Genomic DNA, 13,541 nt, shown 5'->3' with positions numbered 1-13,541 from the left:
ACCGAAATTTTCATTTCGCATCCTCGTCTTCCGGTAGACGACTTGTTTTTTTAGGCTCTTCAGGCAAATCATGAATATTCGTGTTAGGTCTCGACACTCGCCGACCGAGTGGAGCTCCCGCCTGAATTACCTTGCCGATGAATTCTCGTCTATCCGCGCCCGTTCTGTGGTCTGTTTCGACCGGAACTGAATGATGTCGCCGATCCAGTTGGAATTCGCTGATGACAGAGCGGATAACCTGTTTCTGTCTTGGGCTCAGTAGCCCCAATATCCGTAGCCATTCAGACTGCTCGCGGTCTATTTTTTCCTGCCCCCCCCTCTCGCTGGCGTAAGATTTCGCGTCCATTCCTCCCTTTTCCAACCACTCGGCAGAACTGCCGATGTAAGTCGCAACCGGAATCAGCTGGTGTTTAGCAATTCCACGCTTTTTCCAGTTATTGAGCCTTTGCGCGGTTATTCCGAACTCACGGCAAAAGTCGGCTTCGCTCTTCCCCATTTCCGCTAGCCGTCTAAGCAATCTGTCTATTGGCTTCTCAGTCATAAACACAAAGTTTACAAGCATATCCATTGCCGTCTATATACGCTTTGTTGACTCGTCTAAACGTAATGTTTAAGCTTTTGAAGCATGGACGGATTAAACAAAGCAATCGAACATTTTGGTTCACAAAAGGCCCTTGCGGATGCGCTCGGCTTGGTTCCCATGGCCGTGACTCAATGGATCAAACGCGGACGAATCCCTGCGGAACAAGTGCCGCGGATTGTTAACGCATGTGGTGGAGCAGTCAGCCACCACGAGCTGCGCCCCGACCTTTGGCAGGGCACGAGCAACGCCGCATGACCACGCAATCACGCTACGAACCCTACCCAGTAGACCCGGACGACCCGGTTCTGCCGGAGCGCGTCAACACCCATGACACCCCCGATACGGTGTGATCGATGGCGAAAGAGTACGCGGTGCCCGGCGCAATAGCCCGCAAAAACGAGGCGATGATCCGCAAGCGACTTTCCAGCGTCGGCCTAGCCGCCGTCGCGAATGCAATGGGCGTTGCGGAAAGCACGGTCTGCCGAATGAAGGACGCGGATGACAAGGACGGCAAGAGCCAGATTCAACGATGGGCGGCTGCGCTGGAGGCCATGGGCTTGAAGTGCGTTCCCGTCCATTTTCAGTGCTTCGACCAGAAGGAAATCGAAGCTCTGTTCACACTTGCGAAAGGCCGGATCGAGCGAATGGAGAGCGCCGCAGAACTAGTGTGGGACGACGAATGAGCCTAGACGCGACTCGCTGGGCTTGGACACGGACAGGCTTGAGGCCCCTACAAAAGCTAGTGCTTTTGGCGATAGCCGATAGAGCGGGAGCCGATAACGTCGCCTATCCCTCCTACGAACAGCTCATGGACGACACCGGAGCCGACCGTAAGACGGTCTGGCAAGCACTCAAAGCCCTTCAAGACGCCGGCCTAATTTCAGACACCGGCATACGAACAGGAAAGACCGGGCAAATAGTCGTCTGGAAGTTGAACGGAGTAGAACACCGTAACAGTTCCAAAAAAGGAACCGTTAATCCACCGGAAAGCAACCGGGAAAACGATATCAAGAGTTCCGAAAACGGAACGGTTAAAGAGTTCCAAAAAGGGAATGGTTCCAAAAACGGAACAGTTCCGTTTTTCCCTTCAAACAGTTCCGAAAACGGAACACGGAACCAATCAAGGAACCATAGGGGAAAGTATTCCCCTATAACCCCTTCTAGTGACCCCGGCAAAGAAAAGCCAAAAACCGGAACTCGATTACCCGACGACTGGACACTCCCCGACGAGTGGCTCAATTGGGCAGCCACGAACACCACCATCCCACCAACCAAGATCCCGGCGATAGCCGACGGCTTCAAGGATTACTGGATAGCCAAGGCCGGAAAGGACGGCAGAAAGGCCGATTGGTTCGCCACCTGGCGGAATTGGATACGGCGAGAAGCCGAACGATACGGAGGACCACATGAAGCACGTAACCCAATACCAGACCGCCCCAAATCGAAATCCCAGGAGTTCGACGAGTTCATGCGCAAAATCGACGATCGCATCGAGAGACTTAGAGAACACGAGCAACGTGTTTCAGGAGTTGGGAGCGATTTATGGGGCGAGATGGAAAGCCCAATGGACTGACGACAAGGCTAAGGCGGAAGCATTCCAGCGATGGGCAGAAACACTCAGCAGGTTTTCAACGGAAACGATCGAAACGGCATTGAACGCCCTGGTGAATACCGACCGGTTTACCGCAGCGCCACCGACCCTGCCGCAGTTCGCGGATCTATGCCGGCAGTACACCAGGCCGGAGCACCAGACCAGAAAGGCGCTGCCACGCTCGACCATGACCACCGAGAGGGCGCTCGCGCATATAGCCAACATCAAGCGGCTTCTCGCCGAAAAAGGCGCAGCGTGAACCGATACGAAGTGAAAACGGCAGCAGCAAAAGAACAAAAAAAATCCCCGAGAGCGAACCCGCGGGGACCAGTTACGAGATGAACCGGCGAAACCGGATCAACGGCAAAGAGGATATCACGATGGCATACGTTCAGAGAATCACCCCCGAACAGATCGAGCAGGCCAGAGCGTTACACGCCCAAGGCAAGACCGTCGGCGAGATCGCAGACGCCATAGGCTGGCCAGCGCGCAAGAGCTTGCGGACGTTGCAGGACATTTTGTCGACCGGGCACACACACGTCGCGGCCGACCCCTACGAGCACACCACGCCGGCCGAGATTCCGCCGGCCCCGGCCGAGTTCTTCTGCTTCACGTGCCAGCGACATCTGCCAGAGGGCAAACGCACGGGGAGGCATAAGTGCGCCGATTGCGCTGAAAAGGCGAAAGATCGAGCGAGCAAACCACGGCCACCCAGTTACTACAGACATGCGGCCCGGCGCTACCGGGGCGGCAAGATTCCACCGTTCGCCAGAGCTTGAGGCAATCGAATGACGTACAAATGCGGAGAGTGCGGGCTCATGTTCAACACCGTAAGCGCTTTCGACCGGCACAGGACCGGCGAATACGGGCGGCGCGACGAACGTCGGCGCAGATGCAGGACCCGAGACGAAATGACCGAAATCGGGATGTTCGAACGAAATGGGCGATGGTACGGCGAAAGAATGCCGATTGCAGCCATCGCCGCAAAGCAAGAAGGCGCGAAAACGACGTACCCGCTACTAAGGTAGCGGCCAATACCAAAACACGCCTTAAAACGAACGTATGAGGTTTTTGATGACAACCGTTCAGCAAGTCAAAAAGAGCCCGAAAATGATTTCGTTTTTCGTTCCAGGCAACCCGGTAGCCAAGGCCCGATCGCGAACCGTCCGGAACAAACACACCGGAAAGGTTCACAGCTTCACACCGGAAAACACGGTCATCTTCGAGAACCTGGTAAAGACCAAAGCCCAGGAAGCTATGGGCGGCGCAGAACCGATTACCGGCGCACTGGAGCTTTACATCAACGTCGGGTTAACCATCCCGACGACATGGTCTGAAAAACGCCGTGGCGAGGCCCTGAGAGGCGAAATCGCGCCGACCAAAAAGCCGGACCTCGACAATATCGTCAAGGCGATAAAGGACGGGATGAACGCGATCGTCTATCAAGACGACAGTCGGATCGTCCGTCTAATCGCCGCGAAGCACTACACCGCAACCCCAGGCGTGTTTGTCCATGTTCTCCAACTCGAAGGCACGAGGGCGGCGCCGTGAGCGACATCATCACCGGTTTCATTTACCTCGGAGCCGCGGCCCTTTCCGGGCATTGGCTACCGTTCGCCCTTCTCGGCTTCCGCGGGCTCGCCAAGCTCCGCGACGGCTGGGAGGAATTTCGTTACTACACCCGAAAGGGGGAAGGTTAACCGTGCGAGTTGACAGCATCATCGACGACATCATCAGGCGCGAAGGAAAGACATTCACAGACCGGCCGTCCGACCGCGGCGGACCGACCAAGTTCGGGATTACCCAAGCGACCCTGGAGGGATACCGGAAGCGCCCCTGCTCCCGACAAGACGTGGTCGACCTCACCGAGACCGAAGCGCGGAAGATTTACGAAGACATTTATTGCAGGCCGTTCGACTTCGTGCGCGACTTCGACCTCCGGGTCCTCTTAATCGATTCAGCCGTTCAGCACGGGATGGAAAACGCCGTTCGGTTCCTGCAGGCAGCCGTAGGAGCGAAACCGGACGGCATTCTGGGCCCTGAAACACGAAAAAAGACCGAAACCACGATTCCGGAATACGCCTACCGTCGAGCCCTCGCCGAGCGCGTCATGTTCTACGGGAAGATCATCACCAACGATGCCAAGCGGCGCAACCGCACCGAGGACCAGGCCCTCAACGCAGCCGGCTGGATGAATCGCATAAGCGAATTTATCGCAGGGTGAAATGACCACCGAGGAACGACTCGAAGCCCTATTGACCCTGGCAGGGCTTAGGCGAAAGCCGATGTACCACCCGAAAGAGGTACAGGCGATGCTTTCCATAAGCCCTACCCACTTTCGCGCCCTTTGCGACCAATACGATGACAGCGGGCAAGGGCTCCGCTGCGTCCGGATCGGCAAAAAGCGCCGGGTCGAATACACCGCCCTGAAAGCTTGGCTTGAGCAGAACTAAACCATGATCGCCAGATGCAAAGATTGCCCAGCCGAGCAAGCCTGGGCAGCACATAGACGATGCTCGGAGCTGTTGATAACCGTAATTCTCGACGACCTACCCGTCCCGGTCGCCTTGGCCCGGCTCGACAAGATCGCCCGCGACTACGGAGAGGACTACGCCAAGGCGATCCGGGCAAGCCTCCGCACAGCGCAGCAAGCCGGGCTCGTCTACAAGCAGAACCTGGTGTGGGTAAAAAATCACTTCGCCCTGTCGCGTTCGGATTATCACCCGCAGCACGAGCCGATCATTTACGCCAAGAAGGACGGCGCCCCATGCCCTTGGTACGGCGACCGAACCGGTAAATCGGTCATCGACCAGTTCGACATCGAGAGCATGTCGCACGAAGAAGCGATCAAGGCCCTGAAAGCCATCAAAAAAGCCTTTGATACCTCCGTCATTCGACACGACAAGCCCGCGGCGAACGACCTCCACCCGACGATGAAGCCGGTCGGACTGATAACCCCGATGATTTTCAACAGTTCCAAGCAGGGCGACATCGTGCTCGATATTTTCGGCGGGAGTGGATCCACGTTGATCGCAGCCGAGAAACTAAGCCGACGATGCTTCATGACCGAGAAACAGCCGGAGTATTGCGACGTGATCATCCGCCGTTTCCAAGACTTCACCGGCACCGAAGCGGTTCGAGAACGAGACGGCGCCCGATTCAACGAGCTGGCAAGCGTATGACCGAAGACCAAAAGATCAAGGCCCAGGCGCTGAGCCGTTGCAGGTTCCTACCCGGATCGAACGCGAAACGATTCGTCCGGGATATGGCGCGACTTGCCAGCGAGAAACCTGACCAGGAATTGACCGAAAAACAACGTAAATACCTGGACGATCTTTTCCACAGTTACCGGCGGCAGATAGGCCGAGCTTACATGGAAACCTTGGGACAAACGAGCCTGGATCTATGAGCGGCAGAAACGGCAAAACGGCAGCGACAGGCCAGCGGCGCGCCGAGGAATTGGAGAGAGCCCGGACAGCCTGGGACCTCCGACTGACCGGCGCGACGATTCAGCAGATCGCGGACCAGCTAGGGCTAAGCGTCGGCGGGGTCCACAAGATTCTAAAGCGGGAATTCAAGCGGCGACGGGACGACATCGACGGCATGGCGGACCAGTACCGGCAGATAGAGCTCGAACGCCTAGAGCGCCTATGGTTCAAGTATTACCCCTACGTCATCAACGGCAGCCCGAACAAGCTGACCCTTGAAGCAACAGACCGGCTTTTGAAGATCAGCAAACGCCGCAGCGAAATACTCGGATTCGACGCCCCGCAGAAGATAGAGAACACAGGAGAACAAAAGGTCACCATTACCCGGACTATTGTCCACGCCAAGGCAAGGGAGGAAACAGACAGTGAGTAATTCGAAAGAACAGAATGAAATATGGAAACCAGTTATAGGATGGGAGGATTCCTATGAGGTTTCCAGTCTTGGCAGGGTTAGGAGAATCAAAGCCGGACAGGGAGCCAGAACAAACAGATGTCGATCTCTAAAATTGAGAAAAGACGGTTACCTTGAAGTTGCGTTACAAGTTGAAGGAAATAGAAAAGACATCTTGGTTCACATACTTGTCGCAGAGGCTTTTATTGGGAAAAGAAAGCCACAATTCACAATAAACCATAAGAATCTCGACAAAACGGACAATCGCCCCGAAAACCTTGAATACTTGACAGTTCGCGAGAATGTGAGACATGCAGCATCGGCCGGAGTCATGGGAGTAACCGGAGAGCGTAACGGATCGGCGAAGCTAACAAGACAAAAAGCGCGTGATATCAGGGAAAGGCATGCCAACGGCGACAGGGTAAGCGAAATAGCCAAGGATTACGGAGTAACCCACAGAACTATCGATTTGGTCGTTAACGGAAAGACATGGGCGAAATAAATGCAAACTTCGTTTACAGCGAAGCACAGCATCATATATTTCATGAGTCCCAGGCCCTTGGTCGCTTTCGGTTTTTCCCGAAGGGAAGACGATTAGGCGCGACTCGAGGGGCATCATTCGCATTTATCGAATGGCTGTTAGAGGGAAAGCAATGCCTATGGGTGGATACCGTAAACGGCAATATTGACCGATATTTAGACCGGTACTTTTTGCCAGCCATAAAAGGCGCTGGTCTTGACTATTACTGGAACAGCCAAAAGCGACTATTGAAGGTTTCGAATACGAAAGGAATCCTCGATTTCAGAAGCGCAGATCGGCCGGAAAATATCGAAGGTTTCGGATATCACGTCATCTTTCTGAACGAGGCCGGGATCATCCTAGACGACCCCTACCTCTACCAGAACGCCGTCCTTCCGATGCTTATAGATTTCCCGGACAGCCAATTGATTGCGGCCGGGACCCCGAAGCTTTTACACGGCCGTGGCCGGCTGTTCTACGAGCTTTGCCAGAAAGCCGAGCGAGGCGAGCCCGGCTATTACATGCGTCGGTTCAGCACCTATGACAACCCTTTCTTAGATCCAGACCAAATCAAAGCACTTGCGGCAGAGATTCCGCCGAACGAGCGAGGACAAGAAATCGGCGGCCAATTTATCGAGGAAGGCGGCAACCTTGTCCAGCTTTGGTGGTTCCGCCGATACCGGGCAGCCCCGACCGACTTCGTCCGGATCGTGCAGAGTTGGGACACCGGCAACAAGCCGAAGGAAATGAATTGCCCGAGCGTTTGCACCACCTGGATGGAAACCCTAAGCGCCCGGTATCTTCTCGACGTTTTCCGCGGCTGGCTCAAATACCCTGACCTAAAGCGGACCACGATAAGCCTCGCCGACAAATGGAGCCCGGCCGCGGTCCTGATAGAGGACAAAGGCAGCGGGCAAAGCTTGATCCAGGAACTACAGGACACCACCAGCCTCCCGGTCATTCCGATCGAACCGCACGGCGACAAGATAGCGCGCATGAACGCCGAGACCACCCAGATAGAAGCCGGAAACGTATTTCTACCCGACCACGCCCCGTGGCTCCCGGAATACGAAACCGAGATCACGAGTTTTCCCAACGGGACCTATTCCGACCAGGTAGACAGCACCTCGCAAGCCCTAAAGTGGATGCGGGAGCAATCGGCAAGATTCCAAATCATCACGAGCGGCGAACGCCGAGCAAGCACCGAGGCATACAACAATGGCTGAGAACCAAACCACCCCAGAATACAGGCAAATCGTCGTCGCCGAGGCGACGATCCCAGGAACAACCAAGCTTTTCCTGGACGACAACGCGATCTATCTCGACCAGGACGAGATAGTCACCAAGAAAGGCGGCGGCAATTGGGACATCTACGACGAAGTCCTCTTCGACGACCAGGTAAAGGCCAGCTTTCGGCAGCGGCAGCTTGCCCTCGTGTCGAAGGAATTGGAGGTCCTCCCCGCCCTTGAGACCGGAGCGGAAGTCGAAGCCGCGGAGCAGTTGAAGAAGCACATCCAAGCGATCAACTTCGACGACATAACCTCGAAAATGATGTTCGGCATCTTCTACGGCTACGGGGTAGCGGAAGCCTGCTGGGGATTGACCGACGAAAACATGATTGGATTCACCGCGGCCGAGGAAACCGAAAACTACAAGCCCGGCATTTACGTGCGCCAGCCCTACCGGTTCCGATTCGACAAGGCAGGAAACCTGCGCCTCCGCACCCAGGACAAGCCCCAAGAAGGCGTGCCAATGCCACCGATGAAGTTCTGGACCTTCAACAGCGGCGCCACGTCCCACGATAACCCGTATGGCATAGGCATCGCCCGAGACCTTTACTGGCCCGTATTCTTCAAGCGGAACGATATAAAGCTTTGGCTTACGTTCCTGGATAAGTTCGCCATGCCAACGGCAGTTGGCGATTACACTCCCGGCAGCAACGAAAAGCAGATCAGGGAGGTAATAAAGGCACTTAAGGCGATCCATTCCGAGAGCGTCATCGCCGTCCCGCGGGGAACCGCGGTGAATTTGATCGAGGCCGCACGAACCGGCGCGGCGACCTACGAGGACCTCCACAAGGTCATGAACGAGGCGATCGCGAAAATCATCGTCGGCCAGACCCTGACCATCGAGAACACCGGAGGACAGTACAAGGCCGAAATGCAAAAGGACGTTCGGGACGAAATCGTCCTCGCCGACGGTGACCTAATTTGTGCGAGCTTCAACGAAACCATCGCCCGCTACTGGACCCTCTACAACTACGGCCCGAAGGTAAAGCCCCCGCGGATTTTCCGGCGGGTGAAAGGCGAACCGGATCTCAAACCCCAGGCCGACCGGGACAAGGTCATTTTCGACATGGGTTACGAGCCGACCGAGGAATACATCAAGGAAACGTACGGCGAAGGCTTCCAGAAGCGGCAGGCGCCCAGCTTTACACCTGGTGTAAACCCGGCAATCGGGACCCCGCCGGCAAGCTTCGCGGAACCGGGGACGATCTTCGACAAGATGTGGCAGGCGCGACGGGACCAGGAAGCGATCGCAACCTACGCGGCCCTAGTCGCCCACCAGTACGAGGAACTGATAGGCCCGAGGCTTGAGCAGATTTTGAGCCTCGCGGAAGACTCCGGCGACCTTGAGACCCTAAAGCAGCGGATCGACCAGCTATTCGAGGACGAGCCCGTCCCGGCAGCCGTCGAGAAGGTCAAACGGGCGGGCATCGTCGCCCGGCTTATGGGCATGTTGAAGGCGCAACGATGACGCTCGGGCTACGCATAGACGGAGGGAACCCAGGGAACCAGGGAACCCTCGATTTCCTGGCACCCGTCGGCGCGAGCTTCGACCTCGCCCCGGAAACCGCGGTCAAGTTCTTCCAGGACAAGGGACTAAAAACCTCGTTCGCTTGGCAAGACATGATGCGCCAGGAGCACGCAAAGGCGTTCACGATAGCCAAGATGATGGACGCCGACATGTTGAAGGACATGAAAGCGTTGATCGACCAGGCGATCGCGCAAGGGGAAAGCCTCCGCTGGTTCCAGGAACGGGCGACCCCTTACCTTCAAAGCAAGGGATGGTGGGGCAAGCAGCTCGTCACCGACCCATTGACCGGCGCGCAGGTAACGGCCCAGCTCGGCAGCGCAGCCCGGCTCGAAACGATCTTTCGAACCAACATGATGAGCGCCTACGCCGTAGGGCAATGGGAGCAAATACAAGCGCAAAAGGCCGAAGCCCCATATCTCCTATACGACGCCATAGACGACGGGCGGACCCGGCCCGAGCACCGAGCCCTAGACGGAGTTGTCAGGAAGGTAGACGACGCATTCTGGAAGACCCACACCCCGCCCCTTGCCTGGAATTGCCGCTGCCACCTGATACAGCTTTCAGACGACGAGCTAGAACAGTTCGGGATCGAGAAGAAAGCGCCCCCGAAGGAAACCAAGGGAATCTGGATAAACCCACGCACCGGGAAGAAATACACACTCCCCATAAGCCCCGAGACCGGCCGGTTCGTGGTAGAGCCGGGCTTCGACTACAACCCCGGCGAGCACTACCTCAAGAAATTGGCGAAGCTTGCCGCGGAAAAGGCCGCCCAGGACCAAGCCGCGGCCAACGCGATCAAGAAAGCCGCGGAGCGAGCCGCGAAGCTTAAAGCCAAGACCGAGGCGGAAGCCGCGGCCCAGGACGCCCTCAAGATGATGGTGAAGGAGCTCGGCGCCGTTGAGCTTGAGCGATCGAAAAACAAAGTCGCCCTCCGGATCGCCAAGGAAAAGGCGAAAACGGAACTCGCCCTGATCGCCAAAGGGCACCCGACCCAAGATCCCGGCGGATTCAAAAAGAAGGCATTCAAGCAACTTTCCAAGATTCCCGGCTGGGAGAACGGCACCCCCGAGGCCCAGCTATCGGCAGTCAAGGCCAAGGCCGAGCAGCTCAAGCAACACCATGCCAACCTGACAAAGCTTTCGGCTTACAAGAAGAACGTCCTCGCCGGCAAAGCCCCGACCCCGGCGCAAAAGGCAGCCTTCGACACCCTAAGCGCCGACGAGCAAGCCGCATTCCTGGCCAAATTGGATGCAGAGAAGGCGAAAATCGCGGCCAAAGCGACCAAGGTTCCCAATGTAGAGCCCGACTTCGAATTCGAACGTCTGACCCAAATCGGAGGACAGGCCGGAAGCAACCCCGGAGGACTCTACCAGGACACCGAGACAGGAGCGAAGTTCTACATCAAATTCCCGAAGACCGAGGACATAGCGCGAAACGAAATCCTGGCCGGGCACCTGTACCGTGCGGCCGGCGTTCCGAATGTCGCCGAAACGCTTTTGTTCAAGACCAGGGACGGCCGTATCGGAGTCGCTTCAAAATTCGTTGAAGGACTCGCACGCTCCAAGTCAGCACTCACCGGACCTAACCCGCCAACAGGAGTTTTCGAGGGATTCGTGGCCGACGCCTGGCTCGCGAATTGGGACGTCGTAGGGCTTGGCTATGACAACCTGCTGATGAAGGCTGGACAAGCGTACCGAATCGACACGGGCGGCGCATTGCGGTACCGAGCGCAAGGCACCCCCAAGGGAAGCGCGTTCGTGAAAACCGTTCAGGAACTCGACACCTTGCGCGATCCCAAGATCAATCCAAACACGGCGGCAGTATTCGGGCCAGTTCCAAAAGAGCAGCTCGTCGCCGGCGCAAAGAAGATTGCGTCCATCACCGACGAGCAGATAGACGACCTCGTAAACCGCTACAGCGGCCTCACCAAGGCCAAGGCTAGAGAGCTGGCCGAAATCCTGAAGGCGCGGCGCGACGATTTGATCAAGCGGCTCATCCCGGAGAAAAGCGAGGCGTTCAGAGCAGCGCAGCAGGCGGCCATTAAAGCCGAGACGAACGATATCCAATTTCAGCTCCAGGAACTGGACGACCGTATTTTGACCGCCATCAAGGGGATAGCGAAACGGGCGAACGACGGAGGCGTCATTGAGCAAAAAGACATCGACCGGGTCAGCCAAGCATACCTGCACTATCACAAGATCATTGCCGATAAAGGGCAATTCTTAAGCGACGAAACCCTAAGCAAGATCAAGAGTCACTATTTACCCTGGCTGGTAACCCTTGAAGAAGCCGTCAAAGATCAGCTTGGCCGTCCCGCAAAATGGACATCGGCCGTATTCAAGGGATTCCAAGGAGCAATCCAGATTAACCCCGAGGCAATCCGGGTAGTGCTTCCAAAGCCCGGCGCGAAGCCCCTTTTCAGTAACGAAGAAGCGGCACAAATCCTGAAGAAAACCATCGGTGTAACTCCGATCCAGGTTCAAATCCCGCAAGGCCGGTCCGGATACGAGGCATTCCGGCGCCTTCCGGAAGAACACCAGCGGGCGATAACCGCCTATACGGGTGGCTATTACCAGAAGATCAACCCGGCTCTGCGCGGGGAAGAAGGTACAATAGCGGAGCAGCATATGATCCCATTGCGGGACCTCATAAATCAGGCTTTGGACCTGGTCGAACCCTACGTGGGAAAGAGCTCACGCGGGTTAAAGTTTGATGCCGCAGCACGGGATCGATTCGTGAAACTGCATCAGGAGGCATTACAGACCGGCAAGGAAGTGACTTATAACGCCTTTACCAGCACGACAAGAGGAGAACAGCCCGCCTTTTCTGGTCAAGTGATTCTGCACATCACCGGGAAAACCGGACGCTGGGTGAAACCGATCAGCCTACACCCGAGCGAGGATGAGGTGCTCTTTAAGGCCGGAACCCGGTTTTTGGTGGTTCAGATTGTCGAGAAGAGCCGATACGAGACGCACATTTACCTGAACGAGATATCACCATGAAGGAAATGAACTTTTTCGATCTTCCGGAAGAGGAAAGAAAGGCCAGACTTGCAAAACTTGGCATGACCGAGGACGAATACCGGATCATGATCGAAGAGAATCGAAAAGCCGCTGCCGAATATCAACCCGCCGAGAACGAGGACCAGGTCTCCGACAAGTTTAAGGAACCCATTAAGGCGACCTTGGCGGATGAGTAGAACCCAGGCCACGCACAGCTGGCGCTGGCGGAAGTGGCTACCGGAGAGATACGGGCAGTCCTGCCGCGTCTTGGCGAATGGTCGCCTGAATTCGGCCCTGGTCGAGTTCGAGGACGGGCACCGGGTCATCACCAGCCGCTACGCAGTGCGGAAGATCACCCCAAACGAGACGAGCGGAGAAAAGCAAGAATGTGGATTTTCCTAAACGACGCCTTTATTTCCGCGGTTCAGCACCGGGACGAGCCCAACACCCTGGTCGTCCGAGCCCGCAGGCGAGAGGACCTGGAACGGACCTTTCCGGGAGCACCGATATCGGTCAGCGAAACCAGCGATTACCGATATCGAGTCTTCGTCAGCAAGCTCCAATTCGCTGGCGTGATAGCCGAGAAAATAGCCGGGATTAATTACCCGAACTTCAAGAACAGCGTTGCAGAGCACGATCGGCACGACCATTACGCCAGAGTCTGGGGCGTAATGCACGGATTCCAGGAGCGGCCGAAACGACGCATCAGAGACCGTGAGCCATCCGGAATACCCGGATAGTTCAGAACGACCAAGGGGGCATTAGCCCCCTTGGTCACTGATTCCGGCCTTTATCTGGAACAGCTCGAAAAAGGCAGGGTGCATGCGCCTGTCGCCCGCTTCCCATTGCTGCCAGACGCGGCAAGTTGAATGCACGAGTGAGGCCGCCTCGGTTTGAGTTAGGCCAGCGTGCACCCGCGCAGCTTTTATTTCTTCCGGCTTTGGGTTTGCGGCCGGATTGCCCCGGCCGCGGTTTGGGTGGTTAACCATGCAACGCCTCAGAGATAGAAATCCTTTTACCTTCTAGACGTTGGATAATTCGCCATGCGCGGGCTTCACAAACCCGCACGTCCCAGCTCTCAGACGAGAAGTCGAACCATCCAATGGACCGCCGACGAGCCGTTTTCTTAACTAGCCTTTCTTTGATATC

19 protein-coding genes are annotated in these 13,541 nt (G+C 56.4%); 18 read left to right on the top strand and 1 reads right to left on the bottom strand.

Annotation, left to right across the window (positions count from 1 at the left end; genetic code table 11):
• Nucleotides 1-10: 10 nt before the first annotated feature.
• Nucleotides 11-496, bottom strand: coding sequence for a hypothetical protein (locus ABJK70_RS11190; RefSeq protein ID WP_347258018.1), 486 nt, complete (start codon nt 494-496; stop codon nt 11-13).
• A gap of 440 nt (nt 497-936) precedes the next feature.
• Here ABJK70_RS11190 and ABJK70_RS11185 point away from each other — a divergent pair, with 440 nt between their 5' ends.
• The 18 genes from ABJK70_RS11185 to ABJK70_RS11100 all read left to right on the top strand — a co-directional run bounded on the left by ABJK70_RS11185 (nt 937) and on the right by ABJK70_RS11100 (nt 13,132).
• Complete coding sequence (locus ABJK70_RS11185) at nt 937-1,266, top strand: hypothetical protein (protein ID WP_347258017.1); 330 nt, start codon at nt 937-939, stop codon at nt 1,264-1,266.
• Entirely contained in the window at nt 1,263-2,156 is an 894-nt protein-coding gene (locus tag ABJK70_RS11180) for a helix-turn-helix domain-containing protein (protein WP_347258016.1), read from the top strand. The genes ABJK70_RS11185 and ABJK70_RS11180 overlap by 4 nt, the downstream gene beginning before the upstream one ends.
• 79 nt (nt 2,157-2,235) lie before the next feature.
• The gene (locus tag ABJK70_RS11175; RefSeq protein ID WP_347258015.1) at nt 2,236-2,433 is read left to right on the top strand and encodes a hypothetical protein; all 198 of its coding nucleotides are present in this window, start codon (nt 2,236-2,238) and stop codon (nt 2,431-2,433) included.
• Between the two features lie 121 nt (nt 2,434-2,554).
• Complete coding sequence (locus ABJK70_RS11170) at nt 2,555-2,953, top strand: hypothetical protein (protein WP_347258014.1); 399 nt, start codon at nt 2,555-2,557, stop codon at nt 2,951-2,953.
• 295 nt (nt 2,954-3,248) lie between these two features.
• Nucleotides 3,249-3,725: a RusA family crossover junction endodeoxyribonuclease gene (locus ABJK70_RS11165; RefSeq protein ID WP_347258013.1), complete on the top strand. Its 477-nt coding sequence runs from the start codon at nt 3,249-3,251 to the stop codon at nt 3,723-3,725.
• Complete coding sequence (locus ABJK70_RS11160) at nt 3,722-3,874, top strand: hypothetical protein (protein ID WP_347258012.1); 153 nt, start codon at nt 3,722-3,724, stop codon at nt 3,872-3,874. Before ABJK70_RS11165 ends, ABJK70_RS11160 begins: the two co-directional genes overlap by 4 nt.
• Before the next feature lie 2 nt (nt 3,875-3,876).
• The gene (locus ABJK70_RS11155; RefSeq protein WP_347258011.1) at nt 3,877-4,398 is read left to right on the top strand and encodes a glycosyl hydrolase 108 family protein; all 522 of its coding nucleotides are present in this window, start codon (nt 3,877-3,879) and stop codon (nt 4,396-4,398) included.
• Between the two features lies 1 nt (nt 4,399).
• Nucleotides 4,400-4,627 (top strand): helix-turn-helix domain-containing protein, encoded by a 228-nt coding sequence (locus ABJK70_RS11150; RefSeq protein WP_347258010.1) that lies wholly within the window; start codon nt 4,400-4,402, stop codon nt 4,625-4,627.
• A gap of 3 nt (nt 4,628-4,630) precedes the next feature.
• Nucleotides 4,631-5,356, top strand: coding sequence for a site-specific DNA-methyltransferase (locus ABJK70_RS11145; protein WP_347258009.1), 726 nt, complete (start codon nt 4,631-4,633; stop codon nt 5,354-5,356).
• Entirely contained in the window at nt 5,353-5,583 is a 231-nt protein-coding gene (locus tag ABJK70_RS11140) for a hypothetical protein (protein ID WP_347258008.1), read from the top strand. Before ABJK70_RS11145 ends, ABJK70_RS11140 begins: the two co-directional genes overlap by 4 nt.
• Nucleotides 5,580-6,035: a hypothetical protein gene (locus ABJK70_RS11135; RefSeq protein ID WP_347258007.1), complete on the top strand. Its 456-nt coding sequence runs from the start codon at nt 5,580-5,582 to the stop codon at nt 6,033-6,035. Before ABJK70_RS11140 ends, ABJK70_RS11135 begins: the two co-directional genes overlap by 4 nt.
• Entirely contained in the window at nt 6,028-6,555 is a 528-nt protein-coding gene (locus ABJK70_RS11130; protein WP_347258006.1) for an HNH endonuclease, read from the top strand. Before ABJK70_RS11135 ends, ABJK70_RS11130 begins: the two co-directional genes overlap by 8 nt.
• Complete coding sequence (gene terL, locus ABJK70_RS11125; protein ID WP_347258005.1) at nt 6,543-7,799, top strand: phage terminase large subunit; 1,257 nt, start codon at nt 6,543-6,545, stop codon at nt 7,797-7,799. Before ABJK70_RS11130 ends, terL begins: the two co-directional genes overlap by 13 nt.
• Entirely contained in the window at nt 7,792-9,330 is a 1,539-nt protein-coding gene (locus ABJK70_RS11120; RefSeq protein WP_347258004.1) for a DUF935 family protein, read from the top strand. The genes terL and ABJK70_RS11120 overlap by 8 nt, the downstream gene beginning before the upstream one ends.
• Complete coding sequence (locus ABJK70_RS11115) at nt 9,327-12,392, top strand: phage minor head protein (RefSeq protein WP_347258003.1); 3,066 nt, start codon at nt 9,327-9,329, stop codon at nt 12,390-12,392. Before ABJK70_RS11120 ends, ABJK70_RS11115 begins: the two co-directional genes overlap by 4 nt.
• Nucleotides 12,389-12,589 (top strand): hypothetical protein, encoded by a 201-nt coding sequence (locus ABJK70_RS11110; RefSeq protein WP_347258002.1) that lies wholly within the window; start codon nt 12,389-12,391, stop codon nt 12,587-12,589. The genes ABJK70_RS11115 and ABJK70_RS11110 overlap by 4 nt, the downstream gene beginning before the upstream one ends.
• The gene (locus ABJK70_RS11105; protein ID WP_347258001.1) at nt 12,582-12,794 is read left to right on the top strand and encodes a hypothetical protein; all 213 of its coding nucleotides are present in this window, start codon (nt 12,582-12,584) and stop codon (nt 12,792-12,794) included. Before ABJK70_RS11110 ends, ABJK70_RS11105 begins: the two co-directional genes overlap by 8 nt.
• The gene (locus ABJK70_RS11100) at nt 12,779-13,132 is read left to right on the top strand and encodes a hypothetical protein (RefSeq protein WP_347258000.1); all 354 of its coding nucleotides are present in this window, start codon (nt 12,779-12,781) and stop codon (nt 13,130-13,132) included. Before ABJK70_RS11105 ends, ABJK70_RS11100 begins: the two co-directional genes overlap by 16 nt.
• Nucleotides 13,133-13,541: the final 409 nt, after the last annotated feature.

Source organism: Methylocaldum sp., assembly GCF_039794385.1.
Lineage (GTDB): Bacteria > Pseudomonadota > Gammaproteobacteria > Methylococcales > Methylococcaceae > Methylocaldum.
The sequence above is the reverse complement of the archived record's forward strand: the minus strand, read 5'-3'. Positions and strand labels throughout refer to the sequence as shown.

Bases quoted from the DNA above. Each gene is read 5' to 3' on its own strand.
- ABJK70_RS11190 (WP_347258018.1), bottom strand. From the start codon at position 496: ATGGGGAAGAGCGAAGCCGACTTTTGCCGTGAGTTCGGAATAACCGCG.
- ABJK70_RS11185 (WP_347258017.1), top strand. From the start codon at position 937: ATGGCGAAAGAGTACGCGGTGCCCGGCGCAATAGCCCGCAAAAACGAG.
- ABJK70_RS11180 (WP_347258016.1), top strand. From the start codon at position 1,263: ATGAGCCTAGACGCGACTCGCTGGGCTTGGACACGGACAGGCTTGAGG.
- ABJK70_RS11170 (WP_347258014.1), top strand. From the start codon at position 2,555: ATGGCATACGTTCAGAGAATCACCCCCGAACAGATCGAGCAGGCCAGA.
- ABJK70_RS11165 (WP_347258013.1), top strand. From the start codon at position 3,249: ATGACAACCGTTCAGCAAGTCAAAAAGAGCCCGAAAATGATTTCGTTT.
- ABJK70_RS11150 (WP_347258010.1), top strand. From the start codon at position 4,400: ATGACCACCGAGGAACGACTCGAAGCCCTATTGACCCTGGCAGGGCTT.
- ABJK70_RS11145 (WP_347258009.1), top strand. From the start codon at position 4,631: ATGATCGCCAGATGCAAAGATTGCCCAGCCGAGCAAGCCTGGGCAGCA.
- ABJK70_RS11140 (WP_347258008.1), top strand. From the start codon at position 5,353: ATGACCGAAGACCAAAAGATCAAGGCCCAGGCGCTGAGCCGTTGCAGG.
- ABJK70_RS11135 (WP_347258007.1), top strand. From the start codon at position 5,580: ATGAGCGGCAGAAACGGCAAAACGGCAGCGACAGGCCAGCGGCGCGCC.
- terL (WP_347258005.1), top strand. From the start codon at position 6,543: ATGGGCGAAATAAATGCAAACTTCGTTTACAGCGAAGCACAGCATCAT.
- ABJK70_RS11120 (WP_347258004.1), top strand. From the start codon at position 7,792: ATGGCTGAGAACCAAACCACCCCAGAATACAGGCAAATCGTCGTCGCC.
- ABJK70_RS11115 (WP_347258003.1), top strand. From the start codon at position 9,327: ATGACGCTCGGGCTACGCATAGACGGAGGGAACCCAGGGAACCAGGGA.
- ABJK70_RS11110 (WP_347258002.1), top strand. From the start codon at position 12,389: ATGAAGGAAATGAACTTTTTCGATCTTCCGGAAGAGGAAAGAAAGGCC.
- ABJK70_RS11105 (WP_347258001.1), top strand. From the start codon at position 12,582: ATGAGTAGAACCCAGGCCACGCACAGCTGGCGCTGGCGGAAGTGGCTA.
- ABJK70_RS11100 (WP_347258000.1), top strand. From the start codon at position 12,779: ATGTGGATTTTCCTAAACGACGCCTTTATTTCCGCGGTTCAGCACCGG.